Source organism: Mycobacterium sp. 1274756.6 (assembly GCF_001668625.1).
GTDB lineage: Bacteria > Actinomycetota > Actinomycetes > Mycobacteriales > Mycobacteriaceae > Mycobacterium.
On the sequence record NZ_LZLJ01000093.1, the window covers coordinates 145,426 to 166,095 of the forward strand.

The following is a 20,670-nucleotide window of genomic DNA, read 5'->3' on the forward strand; positions in this document are numbered from 1 at the left end:
TGTAAAACAACTCAATCTTGTGGATTTAACAACTAACATTTATTTATGGACGTCAGGCAGCTGCAGCACTTCGTCGCGGTCGCCGAAACCGGACATTTCACTCAGGCCGCCGCCGAGCTGCACATCTCCCAGTCGGGCCTCAGCGCTTCGGTGCGCGCCCTGGAGCGGGAGTTGGGGGTGGCGGTCTTCGAGCGGACCACTCGCTCGGTCGTGCTGACCGCGGCGGGGCGGGTGCTGCTCGAGCATGCCCGCCGGGTGTTGCGGGCGGTCGAGGCCGCCGAGGCGGCGGTGGCCGCGGTGCGCGACCCGGAGGCCGGCCAGCTGGCGTTGGGAGTGGTGCAGACCTTCACCGCGGTGGACCTGCCGGCCACGATCGCGCGCCTGCACGCCCGCCATCCCGGCGTGCAGGTGCTGTTGCGTGAGGCGCCGACCCTGGATCTGCTGGCCGCGCTCGACGACGGCGACCTGGATCTGGCGTTCGTGGCCCTCGACGCCGCCCCGCTGCCCGCCCGGCTGGTGGCGCTGCGCGACTACCCGGAGGATCTGGTGCTCGTCGTCGGTGACGAACACCCCCTGGCCACGCGCGCCACCGTGGCGCTGCCGGAGTTGGCCGATCAGCCGTTCGTGGAGTTCCAGGCCGGCCTGGGGTTGCAGACCGCGGTCGAGGCGCTGTTCGCCGAGGCCGCGGTGGCGCGGCGGATCGCGTTTCGCACCAGCCAGATGGATCAGGCGCTGAGCCTGGTGCGGCACGGGCTGGGGGTGGCGGTCGTTCCCGAACCGGTGGCCCGGCTCAGTGCGCTGCCGGTCGTGCGGCTGGCGCCGGTCGGGGCGGCCGGCGAGCCCCCGACCCGCCGGCTGGCGCTGGCCGGCCGGACCGCGGTGCCCACCAACCCCGCGGCGCGGGCGTTTCTGTCGCTGCTGCCGGGCGGTTCGGGCTAGCGGGTTTCCAGCGTGGTGCGCACCGGGGTCGGGTTGCGGGTCAGATCCAACACCGGGCAGTGCGCCTCGACCGCCTCGTGCAGTTCCCGGTAACGCTCGGGGGTTTCCGGGCCGCTCACCGTCACGACCACCCGGACCTCGTTGAATCCGGCACGAACCGCGTCGTCGAACCCGAAGAAGCCGCGCACGTCCAGGTCGCCTTCGGCGCGGGCGGTGATGTCCTCGACCGCGATGCCGAGTTTCTCCGCCCAGAACCGCCAGGTGACCACCTGGCAGGACAGCAGGGACGCCAGGTAGTACTCGACCGGGTTGGGGGCGGTGTTCTCCCCGCCGAGGGCGGGCGGCTCGTCGACCTCGATGCGGTACTTGCCCAGGGTGACGGTGCTGGCCACCGCGTCGTGGGCGATCGCCTCGGCCTTGAACACCGCCTGCGCGTTGGCCGGGTCGGCGGTCACGGCCGCCTCGGTGCCGGCGATCAGATCGGCGATGTGGTTCGTTGAGGTGGTCACTGATTCACCCTCCCTGTTGGTTCGGCAGAGCGTAATTCAGCCACCCGCGATCTGCACGCCCGGCCCGGCGCCCGGGGGCACGGTGCCGGCGAGCGCGCGCGTCACCTCTACCGCGGTGCGCAGCGAGACGCCGATGCCGGCCAGGTCGGCGAGCCGCTCGGGGCTGGTCTGCGAGACCGCGTCGGTGACCAGCACGGTGCGCAGGTCACGCTCGCTGCCGTCGAACAGGGTGGCGCGGGGGCAGTTCGGCAGGTTGCAGCCGGCGACGACGACCGTGTCGCAGTCATGCTGCGCCAGCCAGTTGGCCAGCCCGGTGCGGTGGAACGCACTCCAGCGGGGTTTGAAGACCACCACTTCACGCTCACCGACCGGTTGCACTCCCCCGGCCAGCAGAGTGGCGGCATCCAGCTGGGTGGCCGGCGGCGCGACGCCCGCGGCGATCTCCGCGCCATCTGTTCCGGGTGCGGCGATCCGCGCACCGGCTTCGATGGCGCCGCGGCGGGGCAGGTCAACGTCCGAGCCACCCGGCTCGTACAACCGGACGATGTGGGCGATCGGCCGGCGCGCCGCGCGAAAGGCAGCGGCCAGCGTCGCTACGGCGGGCACCACCGCGCTAGTGCCCGGGATCGGCGCCACGCCGTCGTCGAGGAAGTCGCGCTGCAGATCGATCACCAGCAACGCGGCGGTGTCCCACTGCGGGCCGGTGTAATCGATCATCCGCGTCCCTCCCTCTGCTCAGCGTCGTTTGGCGCCGGCGGGCAGCGCGGCCCACCGGGCCGGGGGGCGCTGGCGCGCCAAGCGCTGCAACTGAAGTACGACACCAGCCGGGATCCGGGCAGGTGCGGGTCGGCGCCCGCCACGCAGCGACACCAGCACCCCGGCACCGACCGCGAGCGGCGCCCGCACCGCGTCCGCCCACCGCTGCACCCGGCGGCGCTTTCTGCGCACGGTGAGCGCAACGCGGCATCCGACGATCACCGCGGCGGAAACCACCAGAATCCACAGCACGGCCGCCACGAGATAGATCGCCTCGACCGCCGCCATGTCCACGAGGGTGCGCGATGGCCGTCACGTTGCGGTCACGGCCGGGACACACCTGGTGATCGGCTTTCCGGAAGTGACGCGGTGCGCTGCCCCGCTGGACCGGGCCGTGCCCTAGCCGTCGCGGCGACGGGCGACCTGACGGCGCGAACGCCCCCCTTTCCCCGATAGCCTGATGCGATGGATCCGGTGCTGGACGACGGCCCCTTCTACCACGGCACCAAGGCCGAACTGGCGGTCGGAGAGCTGCTCACCGCGGGCTTTCGCTCCAACTACCGGCCCGAAATCACCATGAACCACATCTATTTCACCGCCGTGCGCGACGGCGCCGGGCTGGCTGCCGAACTAGCGGCCGGACCCGGCACCCCACGGGTGTACCTGGTCGAACCGACCGGTGCGTTCGAGAACGACCCGAACGTCACCGACAAGAAGTTCCCCGGCAATCCGACCCGCTCCTACCGCAGCACAGAGCCACTCCGGGTCCTCGCCGAAGTCCACGACTGGCCGCGACTGTCGCCCGCGGCCCTCCAGGACTGGCGCGACCGGCTGGCCGCGTTGCGCGCGGAGGAGCGCGACGAGATCATCAACTGACGAACCATCGGCGCTGGCGATAACCCCTGAAATCGACGTCCAAATGGACGTATAGGCGGAAAAAATCGGTCTTTTGCGCCGTCACCGTGTCGATTTCAGGGATGACCAGCCCTGACCAGCGGGACTCGCCGACAAAGCGACCTCGACACGGTCAACCGACAAACGACAAGCGCCCCGGCGCGGTTACGCGCACGTCAACGGAGTGATCGCGGCGATGCGCAGATCCGCCTACACGTTGAACCGGAACTCCACCACGTCCCCGTCGGCCATCACGTAGTCCTTGCCCTCCATCCGCACCTTGCCCGCCGCCTTGGCCGCGGCCATCGACCCAGCCTCGACCAGGTCGTCGAAGGAGACCGTCTCGGCTTTGATGAAGCCCTTCTCGAAATCGGTGTGGATGACCCCGGCGGCCTTCGGCGCGGTGTCGCCCTGCCGGATGGTCCAGGCCCGCGCCTCCTTCGGCCCGGCGGTCAGGAAGGTCTGCAACCGCAGCGTGTGGAATCCGGCCCGCGCCAACGCGTCCAGGCCGCGTTCGGTCTGCCCGATCGACTCCAGCAACTCCATCGCCGACTCGTCGTCGAGTTCGACGAGCTCGGACTCGATCTTGGCGTCGAGGAAGACCGCGTCGGCCGGGGCGACCAGCTCGCGCAGCTCCGCGATCCGCGCCTCGTCGGTCAGCACCGCCTCGTCGGCGTTGAACACGTACAGGAACGGCTTGCCGGTCAGCAGGTTCAACTCCCGCAGCAAGGTGGTGTCGACACCGGCGGCGAACAGCGTCGTGCCGCCGTCGAGCACCTTCTGGGCGGCCAGCGCCGCCTCATAGACCGGCCGGCGGTCCTTGTGGGTGCGGGCCTCCTTCTCCAGCCGGCCCAGCGCCCGCTCAAGGGTCTGCAGGTCGGCCAGGATCAGCTCGGTGGCGATGACCTCGATGTCGGCCTTCGGGTCGACCTTGCCGTCGACGTGGGTGACGTCGTCGTCGGAGAACACCCGCACCACCTGGCAGATCGCGTCGCACTCGCGGATGTTGGCCAGGAACTTGTTGCCCAGCCCAGCCCCCTCCGAGGCGCCTTTGACGATGCCGGCGATGTCGACGAACGTCACCGGCGCCGGCAGGACCCGTTCGGAGCCGAAGATCTCCGCCAGCTTCCCCAGCCGCGGATCGGGTAGCGGCACCACGCCCTCGTTGGGTTCGATGGTGGCGAACGGGTAGTTCGCGGCCAGCACGTCGTTGCGGGTCAAGGCGTTGAACAATGTCGACTTGCCCACGTTGGGCAGTCCCACGATCCCCAGGCTCAAGCTCACAGGGACCAGAGTCTATCGGTCCGACGCCGGTGTCCTCTGCCGCCGGCGGGCTGGGGTGTGCGCCACACCTGAGGCCTCGATGCGGCGTCACCGCCCGCCCAGCCGGTACGGTCTACCTGTGTCAGCACAGCGTGCCCGGTGGGCGGTGCCCGCCGATCACCGTTCCATCCACCCCGGTGTCGCCGGGGTTCCGTGGTGGGCAGCGGTGCTCATGGCCGCGACGATGACGCTGATCGGCTTCGGGTTCGACGCCACCACCGGCGGCAAGCAACTCAGCGGAATCTTCGCCACCTTCTACGTCCTCGGCTGTGTCGGCGCCGTCCTCGCGGTGCGCCAGTCGGGGGTGTTCACCGCGGTCATCCAGCCGCCGCTGATCCTGTTCTGCGCCGTGCCCGGCGCGTACTTCGTGTTCCACGGGTCGAGCTACGGCGGGCTGCGCAACCTACTGATCAACTGCGGTTACCCGCTGATCGAGCGGTTCCCGCTGATGCTGTTCACCTCCGCGCTGGTGCTGCTGATCGGTGTGATCCGCTGGCTGCTGCGGCTGACCTCCCCGGCCACAACGGCCGATGTTCCCGCCGAGGAGACCCCCTCGGCGAGCCCACTGGCGGGGATCGCGGCGAAGCTGCGCTCGATCTGGGGTGGCGGCGCCGAACCCACCTCGACGGGCCGCCGGGTGCGCCGCCACACCCTCGACCGGTCGGCCGACGAACCGCCCAGCCGCCGACGCCGGCCCCGCCCCGACGCCGCTGAGCGGCCGGCCCGGAGTCGTCGTCCCCGCCCACCGGTCGACGAGACTGCCGACGCCCGCGCCGAGCGGCGGCGCCGGCAACGCACCCGGGACACCGCCGGCACCGCCGAGCGGTCCCGTCGGCCACGGCCACGCCGTCAGTACGACCCGACCGAGGCGGTGCCGCCGCCGCGTCGCCGCCCCGCCCCCCGCGAGATGCCGCGGGAACCGCGCACCGGCGGCTACGAGCGACGCACCGGCCGTTACGACTCCGCCTCGGAATGGGCGCCGCCGCCGCGCCGCCCGCGCGTGCCCACCCCGGCCGACAACGGCACCCACCACCCGGTTTCCCGGGTCCGATACCGAGGGGCGCCCGAACCGCGCTCGACGCGCGGCGCCGACGCCTGGGAATTCGACATCTGAGCCGCTCGACCGGTTCAGCGCGCGTCGATTCTGCGTACACCAAACGACCCACTCGCACTTTTCCGTGCTCAGCGCAGAATCAACGCGCGATGCCGGTCGCAATGCCGGTTCAGCGGCGGGTCTACCGCGGCGCGCGGATCTCCCGCGGCAGCGCGAACACCAGCGTCTCGTTGGCGGTGGTCACCGGCTGCACGGTGTCGTAGCCGTGTTCGGCGAGCCTCTCTAACACCCCGCGAACCAGCACCTCGGGCACCGACGCGCCGGAGGTCACTCCCACCGACTGCACGCCCTCCAGCCAGGCCTCTTGGATGTCGCCGGCGTAGTCGACCAGGTGCGCCGACGGGCAGCCCGCCCCCAGCGCCACCTCGACCAGCCGCATCGAGTTCGACGAGTTGCTGGAGCCGACGACGATGAACAGGTCGCACTCCGGGGCCATCGCCTTGACCGCGGTCTGCCGGTTCTGGGTGGCGTAGCAGATGTCGTCGCTGGGTGGGTCCTGCAGCGTCGGGAACCGCTCCCGCAGCCGGTGCACGATCTCCATGGTCTCGTCGACGCTGAGGGTGGTCTGCGACAGCCACACCACCTTGTTCACGTCGCGCACGACCACCGAGTCCACCGCATCCGGGCCGTCGACCAGCTGCACGTGGTCGGGGGCCTCACCGGCGGTCCCGATGACCTCCTCATGGCCCTCGTGCCCGATCAGCAGGATGTCGTAGTCGTCGCGGGCGAAGCGCTTGGCCTCGTTGTGCACCTTGGTGACCAGCGGGCAGGTGGCGTCGATGACCTGCAGTTCGCGCTCGGCGGCCGACTCACGGACGGTCGGCGCCACCCCGTGCGCGGAGAACACCACGATGGCGCCCTCGGGGACCTCGTCGGTCTCGTCGACGAACACCGCCCCGGCTTTGGCCAGGGTGTCGACCACGTGACGGTTGTGGACGATCTCGTGTCGGACGTAGACCGGTGCGCCGTGTTTCTCCAACGCACGTTCCACCGTCTCCACGGCGCGGTCGACACCGGCGCAGTAGCCCCGCGGCTCGGCCAGCAGTACTCGTTTCCCGGTCGGAGGTTCGATGAGAGAACTGGCCGCACCGGGAATTCCCATGTTGACGGTAGGCGGCATGGTGCCCAGCCTACGTTCCGGCGCGGCCCGACCGCCACCGGCTGCGGTGGGCCGCTGTTTGGCCTACACGGCAGGTTAAGGCACTCTTGACACATGGCTACTGCACCGTATGGGGTCCGGCTGCTGGTGGGTGCCGCGACGATCGCCGTCGAGGAGACCCGCAAGCTGCCGCGCACGATCTTGATGTATCCGATGACACTGGCCAGCCAGGCGGCGCACATGGTGATGATGGCGCAGCAGAACCTGGCGGAGTTGGCGATCAAGGGCGACGCCACCTTGGAGACGATCTTCCCGCCCAAGGACGAGCAGCCCGAGTGGGCCACGTTCGACGAGGATCTGCCCGACGCGTCGGACGACCCCGCCCCGGCCGACACCGCGCCGGCCAACGGGGAGCGGCGCACCGAGGGCCGCTTCGCGCTGTACTCGACCGCCGAGGGCCAGCCCGAGCCGGCCGCGAGCACCGAGACGCCGGCCGACCCGGATGCCTCCGCCCCGGCGGTGGTCGCCGAGCTGAACTACTCGGGGCTGACCCTGGCGCAGCTGCGGGCCCGGCTGACCTCGCTCAGCGTGGAGCAACTGCAGGACCTGCTCGCCTACGAGGAGGCCACCAAGGCGCGGGCGCCATTCCAGACGCTGCTCGCCAACAGGATCACCCGCACGTCGGCTAAGTGACCGGCCGATGACCGGACCCGCGCAGGGCGGGTCGGCCGAGCACCCGTTCCCCGTCCGGGCGGTAGCCGTACGGATCGCGGGCTGGATCGACCGCCTGGGTTCGGTGTGGGTGGAAGGCCAACTGACCCAGATCAACGTGCGCGCCCAGGCCCGCACCGTGTTCATGGTGCTGCGCGACCCGGCCGCCGACATGTCGCTGACCGTGACCTGCAGCCGTGACCTGCTGGCCGGCGCCCCGGTCCCGCTGACTGAGGGCACCCAGGTGGTGGTCTGCGGCAAACCCAACTTCTACACCGGTCGCGGCACCTTCTCGCTACGGATCAGTGAGATCCGCGCGGTGGGCATCGGCGAACTGTTGGCCCGCATCGAACGGCTGCGCCGCCTGCTGGACGCCGAGGGCCTGTTCGACCCGCGGCTCAAGCGTCCGCTGCCGTTCCTGCCCGGCACCGTCGGGCTGATCACCGGCCGGGCCAGCGCCGCCGAACGCGACGTCACCGCGGTGGCCGCCGCGCGCTGGCCGGCGGTGCGCTTCGCGATCCGCAACACCGCGGTGCAGGGGCCCAACGCGGTCGCGCAGATCGTGGCGGCGCTGCGCGGTCTCGACGCCGACCCGGAGGTGGCGGTGATCGTGCTGGCCCGCGGCGGCGGCAGCGTGGAGGACCTGCTGCCGTTCTCCGACGAGACGCTCTGCCGCGCGATCGCGGCCTGCACCACCCCGGTGGTCAGCGCCGTCGGCCACGAACCGGACAACCCGCTGTGCGACCTGGTCGCCGACCTGCGGGCGGCCACCCCCACCGACGCCGCCAAGCGGATCGTGCCCGACACCGCCGCCGAACAGGAGCTGCTCGACGACCTGCGGCGCCGCAGTGCTCGCGCGCTGCACAACTGGGTCAGCCGCGAGCAGCGGGTACTGGCCCAGCTGCGCGGGCGCCCGGTCCTCGCCGACCCGCTGTCCGCCCTGAGCGCCCGCACCGAGGAGGTGCACCGTGCCCGCGGCGCCATCCGCCGCGACATCACCCGGTTGGTCGACCGCGAGACCGACCGGATCGAGCACCTGAGCGCCCGGCTGGGCTCGTTGGGGCCGGCGGCGACCCTGGCCCGCGGCTACGCCCTGGTCCAGACCGTGCCCGACGACGACGGCCCGGCCACCGTGCTGCGGTCGGTGCGGGCGGCGCCGGCCGGCACCCGGCTGCGGATCCGGGTCGGCGACGGCGCCCTGGCGGCGACGAGTGAGGGGAGCACCGATGGCGAGTAAGGATCCGGGTGAGACGCCGGACGCGTCGGCTAGAGCCATGAGTGAACTCGGCTACGAGGACTGCCGCGACGAGTTGATCGACGTGGTGCGCCGCCTCGAGGAGGGCGGGCTGAGCCTGGACGAGTCCCTGGCGCTGTGGGAGCGCGGAGAAGCGCTGGCCAAGCGCTGTGAGGAGCACCTGGCGGGGGCGCGGCAACGGGTCGCCGAGGCGCTGGGCGACGCCGAATCCGACGGGGACTGACCGATGCGAAATCGTCATTCTGGAACGCGTTTCAGTTATGCTCCCCGCCATGGGTGATGCATCACTGACCACCGAGCTCGGCCGCTGCCTGGTCACCGGCGGGTCCGGCTTCGTCGGCGCCAACCTGGTGCGGACGCTGCTGGACCGCGGCCATCAGGTCCGCTCGTTCGACCTGGCCGCCTCACCGCTGGACAAACACCCCAAGCTGCAGGTGCTCGAGGGCGACATCACCAACCCGGAGACGGTGGCCGCCGCGGTCGAGGGCGTCGACACCGTCTTCCACACCGCCGCGATCATCGACCTGGCCGGCGGCGCCAAGGTCACCGAGGAGATCCGGCGGCGCAGCTTCGCGATCAACGTCGACGGCACCAAGAATCTGGTGGAGGCCGGTCAGTTGGCCGGGGTGCAGCGGTTCGTCTACACCTCCTCCAACAGTGTGGTGATGGGCGGCCGCAAGCGGATCCGCAACGGCGACGAGACCATGCCCTACACCACCGAGTACAACGACCTGTACACCGAGACCAAGGTGGTCGCGGAGAAGTTCGTGCTCGACGCCAACTCCACCGACGGTGCCGGCATGCTGACCTGCGCCATCCGGCCGTCAGGCATCTGGGGCGACGGTGACCAGACCATGTTCCGACGGCTGTTCGAGAACATGCTCTCCGGTCAGGTCAAGGTGCTCATCGGCGGCAAGAACGCCAAGCTGGACAACTCCTACATCGACAACCTGCTGCACGGGTTCATCCTGGCCGCCGAGCACCTGGTGCCCGGCGGCACCGCACCCGGGCAGGCCTACTTCATCAACGACGGCGAGCCGATCAACATGTTCGAGTTCGCCCGACCGGTGATGGAGGCCTGCGGCCAGCCCTTCCCGAAGCTGCGGGTGCCCGGCGCGCCGGTGCGCGCCGCGATGGCGGCCTGGCAGTGGGCGCACTACCGGTTCGGGTTGCCCGCCCCGCTGGTGGAGCCCGGCGCGGTGGAACGGCTCTACATCGACAACTACTTCTCCATCGCCAAGGCCCGCCGCGACCTGGGCTACGAGCCGCTCTACACCACCGAGCAGGCGATGCAGCGCTGCCTGCCCTACTACATGGAGCTGTTCGAGAAGGTCAAGGCCGAAACCGCCAAGCACCCGGTCACGGTGGTGGCCCCGGCCCCACCGGAGTGAGCCGACCCGGCCGTCAGGCGCCGTGGACGTGGCGGCGCCTGCGGCTGGTGAGCCGGGTGGAGGTGTCCGGCATCACCGGGTCGGCCAGCGCGGTCAGCGAGCCGAGCGGATTGTTCACTTCATGCCGCGATCCGGAAGAAGGCGTCCAGCGCGGCTTTCGAGCCGACGTAGGCCGAAAACGTCGGAAGGTTCGACAGCGCCCCGATGGAGGAACTGTGCACGACGTGCCCGCCACCGCGGCGGCGCATCTCGGGCAGCAGACGCAGGGTTAGGCCGACACCGGCCAGGTAGTTGATGGCCATGGTGCGTTCGTAGTCATGCAACCCGCCTGCACGCCGGTCAGTGCTGGCCAGACATCGTCTCCGCCAACGCGATGTGCCCCTGAAAATCGGCGGCGACGGACCGGGCCAGGTAGCGTGCCGCGAGGTCACGGTAGCCGGCTTCCTCACCTTTCGCGCGGGCCAGCAGTGCCCGCAGCCGCAGCAACGGAACCTCGAACAACACGAACCCTGGATCGGTCGGCACCGCTGCCAGACGGTTGATAGCAGCTTGCGCCTCGGCGAGGTCAGCGGTTGCCCCACGGAGCAGCAGGGCCTCCACGAAGACGCGGGTGGCTTCCCCGCGGGTGATCATCTCGCCCGAGTCGAATAGGTAGTCGACGGCGGCCCGGGCCAGATCGACGGCATCGTCCACCTCGCCGGTCCTGGCTTTCTCCCGAGCGATCTCGATGTCGGCGGTGCGGACGACGTTCTGACCGTAGCCGTGCTTGAGTTGACCGTCGCGCCACCGGCTCAACAGCGCAAATCCCGCATCACGGTGGTCACCGCCGCGACGGATGAGAAAGAGGCCGCGGCATATCGTCGCGCCATCGACGGCGAAGTCGTCGCCGGCCCGGTCGGCGAGTTGCAGTGCCTCCGCGGTTTCCCGGTCGGCCACCTGATCCGGTAACGACACGCCGATGTGCAAGGGGAAGCCGTACTTCCATGACTCAGCGGCAGCATAGGAGGTCGGATCGATCCGACGCGCCATTTCGATGGCGTGATCGAGGTCCTTCCGCCAGCCGGGAAGGCCCAGACAATAACGGCTGGAACCCCGCAACGCCAGTGCCAGTGCCAGCGGCGAACCGACGGTCAAATTCCCTTTGGTGGCGTCGCCTTCCGCCCAGTCGATGGCACGTTGCGCCAACCGGAGACTGTCCGCGACCTGACCGGACTGCCACAGGCCGTTGCTCAGGGCGACGCTGAGCGCCACCGTCAAGGCGGGGTCGTGGATCGACTCGAGCAAGCCGGCGCACTCGGCGGAGACCTGTGCCGCTTCCCGAAACCGATTGTGGAAGGTCATGACAGTCGCCAGTCCCGCCATGGCCAACGCCAAGGACACTTGGTCGCCGGCGGCGCTAGCGAGATCACGCAATTCATCGAATCCGGTTTCGGAGATCGTGCCACTGACCCGCCAGGTGCTGCCACACAGCAAGATACGCGGGCCGATACCCTTCGCGATCCGATCCGGGTCATCGATGGGCAGCCGGTCGGCGACCATGCGAGCGCGCTCCCAGCTCAGCCGGGCCGCCCTGACGTCGCGGTACTGCGCCCACCCGCCGGAACGCATGTGCCAGTCGAAAGCGGCCGGCAGATCACCGGCGGCCTCGAGATGCTCGGCTATCAGAGCGGCATTCTCGTCCACCGAATCCGGCTGGCCCCGTTGGATGGCGAGCGCCAGTCGCCGATGCAGCTCGGCCCGCGTCGATTGCAGCTGCGACTCGTAGGCGACCGTGCGGATCAGCGGGTGATGGAAGGCATACTCCGCGTGCGGAGTGAACCGGAACTGGTCGATCAACTCGGCGTCCAGCAATGCCTCGATCTGCGGCCGGTCATCCAAGAACGACAACTGCTCTGCGCTGAAACGCAGTCCGATCACGGCAGCAGCGTTCAGGGTTTGCTTGGCGGCGACTTCCAGGCGGTCGATGCGAGCCCCGATGGTGGCCTGCACAGTGGCCGGCACCACCGCGTGACGGTGGTCGGCGCGACCGATGTAGCTGCCCCGACTGCCCGCCAGCACACCCCGTTCGGCGAGATCGCGCACCAACTCCTCGGCGAAGAAGGGATTTCCCGCAGCCCGTTCGGCTACCTGCGCTGCGAGTGCCGCAGCCGACGGGTGCCGGCCGATCAACTCGGTTGCCAGTGTCGCCGACTGAGACGTGGTCAGCGGCCCGAGCGAGATCGTCTGCGAGTTCGGTGCGCGGGTCAGAACGCCGCGGTATTCGGTTCGGTAGGTGATCAGCACCAATGACGGGGTCTGGGGGATCACGGCGAGGAAATCCGCGAGCAGCAATTCGCTGACGTCGTCGATCCAATGCACGTCTTCGATGACGAACATCGCCGGCGTCGCGCGGGCCAAGGACAAGGTGTTGACCAGCCGGGTCAAGCGCCGACGCCGCGCGTCGGGGTCGATCGCCGGCAACTCGGTGCCACTCTCGGCGATTCCGAGCAGATCGTCGAGCAGCAGCAGGTCCTGCGGATCGGCATCCGGTGCCCGCTCCCTGATCCGTGCCCGGGCCGCTGCATGACCGAGCTGGTCGAGTCCGAAAGCGGTGCGCAACAGCGGAACCACCGTACTGAAGGGAATCTCGCGGGCATGCGCCTCGCAGTAGGTGGCGAACACGTCGACGTGGTGGCGGCGGGCGACGGTGACGACCTCGCGCGCGAGACGACTCTTCCCGATACCGGCCGGGCCCACCACCCCGACTACGCAACCACTGCCTCCGGTTGCCGCGTCCAGCATTCCGGTCAGTGCGCTCAGCTCCCAGGCGCGGCCGACGAGCGCCGGATCCTGCCGCCCGGTACGTCGACCGTCCGGCGAGCCCGCCAGCAGCCGATACGCCGGTACCGGCTCGACGACCCCCTTGATATGCACCTGTTCCGGCTCACCGAGGGTGGCGATCTCGGCGACCAGCCGCGCCGTCGACTCGCTGAGCATGATCCCGCCCGGCGGCGCCACCGATTCCATCCGCTGGGCCAGCCCGACCTGCTCACCGATCGCGGTGTAACTGCCCGGGCCGATCTCGCCCGCCACCACTTGGCCCGAGTTCAAACCGACTCGCAACTGCAGCCCGACGTCGCGGGCAGCTTGCATCTCCAGCGCCGCCAGACAGGCGCGGTAGGCATGATCCTCCAACATCATCGGCGCCCCGAACACCGCCATGATGCCGTCACCGGTGAACTTGTCGACCGTTCCGCCGTAGCGCCGGACCACGGCCGCACACCGGCCGAACAAGCCCGTCATGATCTCGCGCAACCGCTCGGCCCCCACGGCTGCGGCGAGATCCATCGAGCGCACCACGTCGGCGAACAACACCGTCACCTGCTTGTACTCCGCGGGGCCGGCGACCGCAGCGACCGGCGCCCCACAGGAGTGGCAGAACCGGGCGTTCTTCAGCGGCTCGGTGCCGCACGCGCGACACGCGAACTCGGTGGACCCGGCTGTCATCGGTCCGCCCGGGCGCGCGAGGGCTCGGCGCCGATACGTCGGCGACCCGGCATCCCGGTGGCGATCACGGCCCCTCCCTGCCCAATAGCGTCCTCCGCCGAGCAGCGGTTGACAACGGATTCGTCGGGAACCCCGGCCACTGACCGGCCCGGCAGGCAAAGATGGATCAACACGGGAGGAGCTGGACATGTCCGACCGCGACGATCGGGCTGCCGATAACCGCAGCGCACCGAAAGCGGCCATGATGCGCGACTTCACCCTGACCCAGCGCCGCTCCGTGGCGGTCGCGACCGTGGTCGCGCTGGCGTTCGGCGCCTACTTCCTGCGCAGCTATTTCGTGCTGATCGTGGTGGCCGCGGTCGGCGCCTACCTGTTCACCCCGCTGTTCAATCGGCTCAAACGGCGGCTGTCGACCGGGCTGTCGGCCACCGCCACCCTGCTGGCCGCGCTGGGCATCGTGTTCATCCCGATCGGCGGCTGCCTGGTGCTCGCGGTCCTGCAGGTCTCGCGCATGGTCGACCAGATCACCGAGTGGGTCGGCGACACCAGCCCGGACAAGTTGGGCGAAAAGGCGCTCACCGTCGTCAACGACACCCTCGACCGGGTGCCCTACGTCGACGTGACGGTGACCCCGGAGATGCTGCGCAGCGGCATGGTCCGGGTCGGGCAGGAGGGCGGGCAGTGGCTGCTGGGCCAGGCGCAGGGCGCCGTCGGCGGCCTCGCCGGGGCGGTGACCTCGGCGATCATCTTCCTCTACGTCTTCCTGGCCCTGCTGATCCACCGCGACAAGATCCAGACCCTGATCCGTCAGCTCAACCCGCTGGGCGAGGACGTCACCGACCTGTACCTGGGCAAGATGGGTTCGATGGTGCGCGGCACCGTCAGCGGGCAGTTCGTCATCGCGCTGTGTCAGGGGGTGGCCGGCGCCGCCTCGATTTACATCGGTGGTTTCCACCGCGGGTTCTTCATCTTCGCGATCCTGCTGACCGCGCTGTCGATCATCCCGCTCGGCGGCGGCATCGTGACCATGCCGTTCGGGATCGGGATGATGTTCTTCGGCAACATCATCGGCGGGGCGTTCGTGTTCCTGTTCCACCTGGTGGTGGTGACCAACATCGACAATGTGCTCCGGCCCATCCTGGTGCCCCGCGACGCCCGGCTCAATCCGGCGCTGATGCTGCTGGCGGTGTTCGCCGGGATCACCATGTTCGGCTTCTGGGGCATCGTGATCGGCCCGGTGCTGATGATCGTGATCGTCACCACGATCAACGTCTACCTGGCTGTTTACAAGGGCGTCGAGCTCGATGCCGGCGAGGACGACGAGGACGACTCCGACGACGATGACTCGGCGGGCCCGTCCTGGCTGAAACGGCTGCGCGACCGGTTGGTGCGCAACTGAGTCGCTACCGGCGGGCCGGCAGCGGCTCCTGCGACTGGGTGGCCGCGGCGAAGGTGCGGAACTCCTCCTCGCTGCCCGCCCCGGTGATCGCGACCTGGGCGGCACCGCCGGGCCCGGTGAGCCGGGTGGTCCAGGCCGGTTCGGGCTCGCTGTCGCGGTAGACCACCCAGCGGACGCCGTCGACCTCGACGGTGCCGGTGGGGTGCAGCGACGAACGGATCGACCCGACGAGTTTCTCCTCGTCGGCGTTGCTCTGGGTCAGCGCCAGGTACCGGCCGGTGGGGGTGAGGTAGCCGACGGTGGAGAGCACCGCGCGGGTGGCCTGCCCGGTGGTCGGGTCGGTGCGGCCGCCCTCGATGTCGCCGCGGCTGCCGGAGTTGGAGTGCCAGTCCTCGGGCACCGCGGGCAGCCGCACCGGGAACCCGAGGGTTTCGGCGTCGGCGTGCAGCGCCGCGCTGGCGTCGTAATCGGGCGCCGGGCCGGTGCGCACCCCGCCCGGGGAGAACGAACACATCCCGACCAGCCCGGCCAGCACGATGCAGGCCACCACCAGCGGCGCCAGCGACCAGAACATGTCCCGGCCGTCCTGCAGCACGCGCGGCTTCTCGGGCTTGGGCGTCGGCTGCGGCTCGGTACTCACCCGACCAGTATCCCAGCCGCCCCTTCTGGGACAATCAGCCCATGACTGACGCCACTGCTACCCCCGGCGCCGCGGCGCGCCCGTCCCGCCCGGAGCCCCCGGACCGCAACCTGGCGATGGAGCTGGTCCGGGTCACCGAGGCCGGGGCCATGGCCGCCGGACGCTGGGTCGGCCGCGGCGACAAGGAGGGCGGCGACGGTGCGGCCGTCGACGCGATGCGCGAGCTGGTCAACTCGGTGTCGATGCGCGGCATCGTGGTCATCGGGGAAGGCGAGAAGGACCACGCCCCGATGCTCTACAACGGCGAGGAGGTCGGCAACGGCGACGGTCCGGACTGCGACTTCGCGGTCGACCCGATCGACGGCACCACGCTGATGAGCAAGGGCATGCCCAACGCCATCTCGGTGCTGGCGGTCTCCGAGCGGGGCGCGATGTTCGACCCGTCGGCGGTGTTCTACATGAACAAGATCGCCGTCGGCCCCGACGCCGCCGACGTCCTGGACATCACCGCCCCGATCAGCACGAACATCGCCGCGGTGGCCAAGGTCAAGGGCCTGTCGGTGCGCGACATGACCGTGTGCATCCTCGACCGGCCCCGCCACGCCCAGCTGATCGACGACGTCCGCGCCACCGGCGCGCGGATCCGGCTGATCTCCGACGGGGACGTGGCCGGGGCGATCTCGGCGTGCCGCCCGGAGTCGGGCACCGACCTGCTCGCCGGGATCGGCGGCACCCCCGAGGGCATCATCGCCGCCGCGGCGATCCGCTGCATGGGCGGGGCGATCCAGGCCCAGCTGGCCCCCACCGACGACGCCGAGCGGCAGAAGGCGCTCGACGCCGGCTACGACCTGGACCGGGTGCTGACCACCGAGGACCTGGTCTCCGGCGACAACGTGTTCTTCTGCGCCACCGGCGTCACCGACGGCGACCTGCTCAACGGGGTGCGCTACTACCCGGGCGGCTGCACCACCCAGTCCATCGTGATGCGCTCGAAGTCCGGCACCGTGCGGATGATCGAGGCCTATCACCGGCTGTCGAAGCTCACCGAGTATTCGGCGGTCGACTTCAGCGGCGACGCCAAAGCCGCCTATCCCCTGCCCTAGATCCCACCGACCAAGCGAGGTTCCGCACCGATGGCCGACGCCGCCGACACCGAGTACCGCATCGAACACGACACCATGGGCGAGGTCCGGGTGCCCGCCAACGCGTTGTGGCGCGCCCAGACCCAGCGCGCGGTGGAGAACTTCCCGATCTCCCACCGGCCGCTGGAGCGCACCCAGATCCGCGCGCTCGGACTGCTGAAGGGCGCGTGCGCGCAGGTCAACAAGGACCTGGGCCTGCTGGCCGGCGAGAAGGCCGACGCGATCATCGCCGCGGCCGCCGAGATCGCCGAGGGCAGGCACGACGACCAGTTCCCCATCGACGTGTTCCAGACCGGTTCGGGCACCAGCTCGAACATGAACACCAACGAGGTGATCGCCTCGATCGCCGCGGCCAACGGGGTCACGGTGCACCCCAACGACGACGTCAACATGTCGCAGTCGTCCAACGACACCTTCCCCACCTCGACGCACATCGCAGCCACCGAGGCGGCGGTGCGTGACCTCATCCCGGCGCTGCAGGAGTTGCACACCGCGTTGGCCGAGAAGGCCCAGCAGTGGCGCACCGTGGTCAAATCCGGCCGCACCCACCTGATGGACGCGGTCCCGGTCACCCTGGGGCAGGAGTTCTCCGGCTACGCCCGCCAGATCGAGGCCGGGGTGGAGCGGGTGCGGGCCTGCCTGCCTCGGCTGGGTGAGCTGGCGATCGGCGGCACCGCCGTGGGCACCGGCCTCAACGCCCCGGACGGATTCGGCCCGAAGGTGGTCGAGGTGCTGGTCGCCGAGACCGGGCTCAGTGAGCTGCGCACCGCCGCGAACTCGTTCGAGGCGCAGGCCGCCCGCGACGGCCTCGTCGAGGCGTCCGGCGCGCTGCGCACGATCGCGGTGTCGCTGACCAAGATCGCCAACGACGTGCGCTGGATGGGGTCGGGTCCGCTGACCGGGCTCGCCGAGGTGCAGCTGCCGGACCTGCAGCCGGGCAGTTCGATCATGCCGGGCAAGGTCAACCCGGTGCTGCCGGAGGCGGTCACCCAGGTGGCGGCGCAGGTGGTCGGCAACGACGCCGCGGTCGCCTGGGGCGGGGCGAACGGGGCGTTCGAGCTCAACGTCTACATCCCGATGATGGCCCGCAACGTGCTGGAATCGTTCACGCTGCTGGCCAACGTCTCCCGGCTGTTCGCCCAGCGCTGCATCGTCGGGCTGGTCGCCAACGAGGAGCACATGCGCGAGCAGGCCGAGTCCAGCCCGTCGATCGTGACGCCGCTGAACTCCGCGATCGGCTACGAGGAGGCCGCCGCGGTGGCCAAGGAGGCGCTCAAGGAGCGCAAGACCATCCGCCAGACGGTCATCGACCGCGGCCTGATCGGCGAGAAGCTCTCCGAGGAGGAACTGGATCGCCGGCTCGACGTGCTGGCGATGGCCAAGGTCAAAGACGACTGATCGCGCCGTCGGCGCGCGCCGAGGTTCCCGGCGGTGCGAGCGCACGGAACCGCGGTGTCGTCGCGCTAACGTGAACCCCGACGAACGTCCGGGGCGCAGCTGCCCCGGACGATGACAGTGAAAGCGGTACCGAGATGACGGCTCCTCCCGGCGGCCCGTACGGCCAGGATCCCTACGGCCAGCACCCCTACGGCCAGAATCCCTACGGTCCCGATCCCGCCTGGGGCAACCAGCCGCCCGGGCAGCAGCCGCCGGCCGACCCGTACGCCGAGACGCAGTACTACCAGACCCCGCCGCCGGGCGGTCAGTACCCGCCGCCGGGTGGCTACCCGCCCTATCCCCCGCCCGGCCAGTATCCCGGCTACCCGCCGGGCAGCCCGTATCCGACCGGGCCGTCGGGTCCCGCGGGTCCACCGCCGCGCAAGTCCCGCACCCCGTGGGTGATCGGGGCCATCGCCGCGGTCCTGGTCGTCGGGATCCTGGTGGCGGCGGTGGTCTTCGCCGTCCGCGGCGACGACGGCAGCACCAGCACCGCCACCTCCTCACTGACCACCTCCTCCCCGGTCTCCCAGCCGCCGCTGACACCGTCGACCGCGACCAGCACACCGTCGACGAGCCCGTCGACCTCGGCGTCGGCCAGCGGTGAGCAGACCGCCACCGAGTGCACCGGCAACGTCTCCGCCGGCACCCTGACCGGGTCGGTGGCCCAGGCCGGGGATCTGGGCTTCCCGCTCAGCGCGGCGCCCGGGTGGGCCCCGGCCGCCGACGGCAGCCTGCCCAACGCCATCGACGTGATCGGGGTGATCCGCGAGGTCGCCGACGCGCAGGACTGGATGATGGAGGCGATGGTCGGCGTCACCAACTTCGTGCCGAGCATGAGCCCGGCCGACCAGGCGTCGAAGCTGCTGACCTGTGTCTCCGAAGGCCCCGGCTTCCAGGGCCTTTCACCGACCCTCGGCACCCCCAAGAAGTCGGCGATCAAGGTCGACGGGGTCGACGCCGAGCGGGTGGAGGCCGAGGTGACCATCGGCGACACCACCCGCGGCGTGTCCGGTGACCACGTCGTGGTGATCACGGTGAAGACCGACCCGGTGACCTTCTTCCTGGCCACCACGCCGATCGGTGACACCGAGAGTCAGGACCAGGTGCAGAAGATCATCGACGCGCTGAAGGTCAGCGGCCGCTGAACCGTCCGTGCGGGGCGTTCAGCGCCGGGTCGACGCAGATCTCCTCGAGCATCTCGGTGACCAGCGCCGCGATCGGTGACCGCTCGCTGCGCACCAGGGTGATGTGCGCGAACAGCGGATGGCCCTTGAGCTTCTCGATCACCGCGGCGACCCCGTCGTGGCGGCCGACCCGCAGGTTGTCCCGCTGGGCGACGTCGTGGGTCAGCACCACCCGCGAGCCGGCCCCGAGCCGGGACAGCACGGTGAGCAGCACGTTGCGTTCCAGGGACTGGGCCTCGTCGACGATGACGAACGAGTCGTGCAGTGATCGCCCCCGGATGTGGGTCAGCGGCAACACTTCCAGCATGCCGCGGGAGAGCACCTCCTCCAGCACCGCCGGGCTGGCCAGCCCTTCCAGGGTGTCGAAGACGGCCTGCGCCCACGGCCCCATCTTGTCGTTCTCGCTGCCGGGCAGATACCCCAGTTCCTGGCCGCCGACGGCGTAGAGCGGGCGGAACACCACCACCTTGCGCTGGGTGCGTCGTTCCAGCACCGCCTCCAGCCCGGCGCACAGCGCCAGCGCCGACTTGCCGGTGCCGGCCTTGCCGCCCAGGGAGACGATCCCCACCGATTCGTCGAGCAGCAGGTCCAGCGCCACGCGCTGCTCCGCGGAGCGGCCCCGCAGCCCGAACACCTCCCGGTCGCCGCGCACCAGCTGCACCTGCTTGTCGGCGTTGACCCGACCCAGGGCGTGCGAGCCGCCGCCGAGTAGCCGAACCCCGGTGTGGCAGGGCAGATCCCGGGCCTCGGCCAGATCGGTCTGCCCGTCGGCGAACAGGGCGTCGATGTCCTCGGGGGCGGCCTCGAGTTCGGTCATCCCGGTCCAGCCGGAGGTGATGACGTCCTGCGCGTGGTATTCATCGGCCGCCAGCCCCACCGCCGACGCCTTCACCCGCAGCGGAATGTCCTTGCTGACCAGGGTGACCCGCCGCCCCTCGGCGGCGAGGTTGGCCGCGCAGGTCAGGATGCGCGAATCGTTGCTGTCCGTGCGGAATCCGGCCGGCAGCACCGCCGGGTCGCTGTGGTTGAGTTCGACGTGCAGCGTGCCGCCCTCGGTCCCGATCGGGATGGGCTGGTCGAGCCGGCCGTGCTGCAGCCGCAGATCGTCGAAGAGCCGCAGGGCTTGGCGGGCGAACCAGCCCAGTTCGTGGTGGTGACGTTTGGCTTCCAATTCGCTGATCACCACCAGCGGCACGATGACCTCGTGTTCGGCGAAACGGGTACACGCCCACGGATCGGAGAGCAGCACCGAGGTGTCGATGACGTAGGTGCGAATGGTGCTCTGGGAAACCGACCGCGAATCAGTCACGAAGCGCTCCAGGGGGATGGCTCGCGCGACCCCCCGCGAGCGTGTCGACGCGGGGCGCGGCACCAGGACCGGGGCCGGT

19 protein-coding genes and 1 pseudogene are annotated in these 20,670 nt (G+C 70.2%); 11 read left to right on the forward strand and 9 right to left on the reverse strand.

Going from position 1 to position 20,670, the window contains the following annotated elements; genetic code table 11:
• The first annotated feature begins 45 nt into the window (after positions 1 to 45).
• Entirely contained in the window at positions 46 to 939 is an 894-nt protein-coding gene (locus A5643_RS15355) for a LysR family transcriptional regulator (RefSeq protein ID WP_066857390.1), read from the forward strand.
• On the opposite strand, the gene A5643_RS15360 is transcribed toward A5643_RS15355, so the two are convergent.
• The 3 genes from A5643_RS15360 to A5643_RS15370 are packed head-to-tail and all read right to left on the reverse strand — an operon-like array spanning position 936 to position 2,492.
• Positions 936 to 1,427 (reverse strand): OsmC family protein, encoded by a 492-nt coding sequence (locus A5643_RS15360; RefSeq protein ID WP_502686248.1) that lies wholly within the window; start codon positions 1,425 to 1,427, stop codon positions 936 to 938. The genes A5643_RS15355 and A5643_RS15360 overlap by 4 nt on opposite strands.
• Positions 1,428 to 1,484: 57 nt before the next feature.
• Positions 1,485 to 2,165: a cysteine hydrolase family protein gene (locus tag A5643_RS15365; RefSeq protein WP_066857395.1), complete on the reverse strand. Its 681-nt coding sequence runs from the start codon at positions 2,163 to 2,165 to the stop codon at positions 1,485 to 1,487.
• Between the two features lie 18 nt (positions 2,166 to 2,183).
• The gene (locus A5643_RS15370; RefSeq protein WP_156628841.1) at positions 2,184 to 2,492 is read right to left on the reverse strand and encodes a hypothetical protein; all 309 of its coding nucleotides are present in this window, start codon (positions 2,490 to 2,492) and stop codon (positions 2,184 to 2,186) included.
• A 177-nt stretch (positions 2,493 to 2,669) separates the two neighbouring features.
• Here A5643_RS15370 and arr point away from each other — a divergent pair, with 177 nt between their 5' ends.
• A complete protein-coding gene (arr, locus tag A5643_RS15375; RefSeq protein ID WP_066857400.1) occupies positions 2,670 to 3,080 on the forward strand; it encodes an NAD(+)--rifampin ADP-ribosyltransferase in 411 nt (136 codons plus the stop codon).
• A 228-nt stretch (positions 3,081 to 3,308) separates the two neighbouring features.
• On the opposite strand, the gene ychF is transcribed toward arr, so the two are convergent.
• Positions 3,309 to 4,382, reverse strand: a complete 1,074-nt coding sequence (gene ychF, locus A5643_RS15380) for a redox-regulated ATPase YchF (protein ID WP_066857403.1) — start codon at positions 4,380 to 4,382, stop codon at positions 3,309 to 3,311.
• A 118-nt stretch (positions 4,383 to 4,500) separates the two neighbouring features.
• On the opposite strand from ychF, the gene A5643_RS15385 reads away from it, so the two are divergent.
• The gene (locus tag A5643_RS15385; protein WP_066857407.1) at positions 4,501 to 5,535 is read left to right on the forward strand and encodes a DUF6542 domain-containing protein; all 1,035 of its coding nucleotides are present in this window, start codon (positions 4,501 to 4,503) and stop codon (positions 5,533 to 5,535) included.
• Positions 5,536 to 5,656: 121 nt separating this feature from the next.
• On the opposite strand, the gene A5643_RS15390 is transcribed toward A5643_RS15385, so the two are convergent.
• Complete coding sequence (locus A5643_RS15390) at positions 5,657 to 6,655, reverse strand: 4-hydroxy-3-methylbut-2-enyl diphosphate reductase (RefSeq protein WP_082948989.1); 999 nt, start codon at positions 6,653 to 6,655, stop codon at positions 5,657 to 5,659.
• 93 nt (positions 6,656 to 6,748) lie between these two features.
• On the opposite strand from A5643_RS15390, the gene A5643_RS15395 reads away from it, so the two are divergent.
• Genes A5643_RS15395 through A5643_RS15410 form a run of 4 tightly spaced genes read left to right on the forward strand, consistent with a single transcriptional unit; the run spans position 6,749 to position 9,991 of the window.
• Positions 6,749 to 7,327 carry a lipid droplet-associated protein gene (locus tag A5643_RS15395; RefSeq protein WP_066857413.1) on the forward strand — a complete coding sequence of 193 codons (579 nt, stop codon included), beginning with the start codon at positions 6,749 to 6,751 and terminating at the stop codon, positions 7,325 to 7,327.
• A 7-nt stretch (positions 7,328 to 7,334) separates the two neighbouring features.
• Positions 7,335 to 8,582 carry an exodeoxyribonuclease VII large subunit gene (gene xseA, locus A5643_RS15400; protein WP_066857416.1) on the forward strand — a complete coding sequence of 416 codons (1,248 nt, stop codon included), beginning with the start codon at positions 7,335 to 7,337 and terminating at the stop codon, positions 8,580 to 8,582.
• Positions 8,572 to 8,823, forward strand: a complete 252-nt coding sequence (locus tag A5643_RS15405) for an exodeoxyribonuclease VII small subunit (protein ID WP_066857419.1) — start codon at positions 8,572 to 8,574, stop codon at positions 8,821 to 8,823. Before xseA ends, A5643_RS15405 begins: the two co-directional genes overlap by 11 nt.
• 49 nt (positions 8,824 to 8,872) lie before the next feature.
• Complete coding sequence (locus A5643_RS15410) at positions 8,873 to 9,991, forward strand: 3-beta-hydroxysteroid dehydrogenase (protein WP_066858030.1); 1,119 nt, start codon at positions 8,873 to 8,875, stop codon at positions 9,989 to 9,991.
• A gap of 125 nt (positions 9,992 to 10,116) precedes the next feature.
• Here A5643_RS15410 and A5643_RS15415 read toward each other — a convergent pair.
• Together A5643_RS15415 and A5643_RS15420 are read right to left on the reverse strand one after the other, a co-directional pair.
• Positions 10,117 to 10,314, reverse strand: a pseudogene (locus A5643_RS15415) (SDR family NAD(P)-dependent oxidoreductase); the annotation flags it as partial.
• A gap of 16 nt (positions 10,315 to 10,330) precedes the next feature.
• The gene (locus A5643_RS15420) at positions 10,331 to 13,351 is read right to left on the reverse strand and encodes an ATP-binding protein (RefSeq protein ID WP_353612574.1); all 3,021 of its coding nucleotides are present in this window, start codon (positions 13,349 to 13,351) and stop codon (positions 10,331 to 10,333) included.
• A 367-nt stretch (positions 13,352 to 13,718) separates the two neighbouring features.
• On the opposite strand from A5643_RS15420, the gene A5643_RS15425 reads away from it, so the two are divergent.
• Positions 13,719 to 14,876, forward strand: a complete 1,158-nt coding sequence (locus tag A5643_RS15425; RefSeq protein WP_082949017.1) for an AI-2E family transporter — start codon at positions 13,719 to 13,721, stop codon at positions 14,874 to 14,876.
• Positions 14,877 to 14,880: 4 nt separating this feature from the next.
• Here A5643_RS15425 and A5643_RS15430 read toward each other — a convergent pair whose 3' ends face one another.
• The gene (locus A5643_RS15430; RefSeq protein ID WP_066857427.1) at positions 14,881 to 15,516 is read right to left on the reverse strand and encodes a DUF4245 domain-containing protein; all 636 of its coding nucleotides are present in this window, start codon (positions 15,514 to 15,516) and stop codon (positions 14,881 to 14,883) included.
• A 41-nt stretch (positions 15,517 to 15,557) separates the two neighbouring features.
• On the opposite strand from A5643_RS15430, the gene glpX reads away from it, so the two are divergent.
• The 3 genes from glpX (at position 15,558) to A5643_RS15445 (ending at position 19,243) form a co-directional block, all read left to right on the forward strand.
• On the forward strand, positions 15,558 to 16,619 hold the full coding sequence (glpX, locus tag A5643_RS15435; protein ID WP_197497748.1) for a class II fructose-bisphosphatase: 1,062 nt from the start codon (positions 15,558 to 15,560) through the stop codon (positions 16,617 to 16,619).
• A gap of 30 nt (positions 16,620 to 16,649) precedes the next feature.
• Entirely contained in the window at positions 16,650 to 18,056 is a 1,407-nt protein-coding gene (locus A5643_RS15440; protein WP_066857432.1) for a class II fumarate hydratase, read from the forward strand.
• 134 nt (positions 18,057 to 18,190) lie between these two features.
• Positions 18,191 to 19,243: a hypothetical protein gene (locus tag A5643_RS15445; protein WP_066857435.1), complete on the forward strand. Its 1,053-nt coding sequence runs from the start codon at positions 18,191 to 18,193 to the stop codon at positions 19,241 to 19,243.
• On the opposite strand, the gene phoH2 is transcribed toward A5643_RS15445, so the two are convergent.
• Positions 19,230 to 20,558: an RNA 5'-3' helicase PhoH2 gene (gene phoH2, locus A5643_RS15450; protein WP_197497761.1), complete on the reverse strand. Its 1,329-nt coding sequence runs from the start codon at positions 20,556 to 20,558 to the stop codon at positions 19,230 to 19,232. The two genes, A5643_RS15445 and phoH2, sit on opposite strands and share 14 nt — an antisense overlap.
• Positions 20,559 to 20,670: the final 112 nt, after the last annotated feature.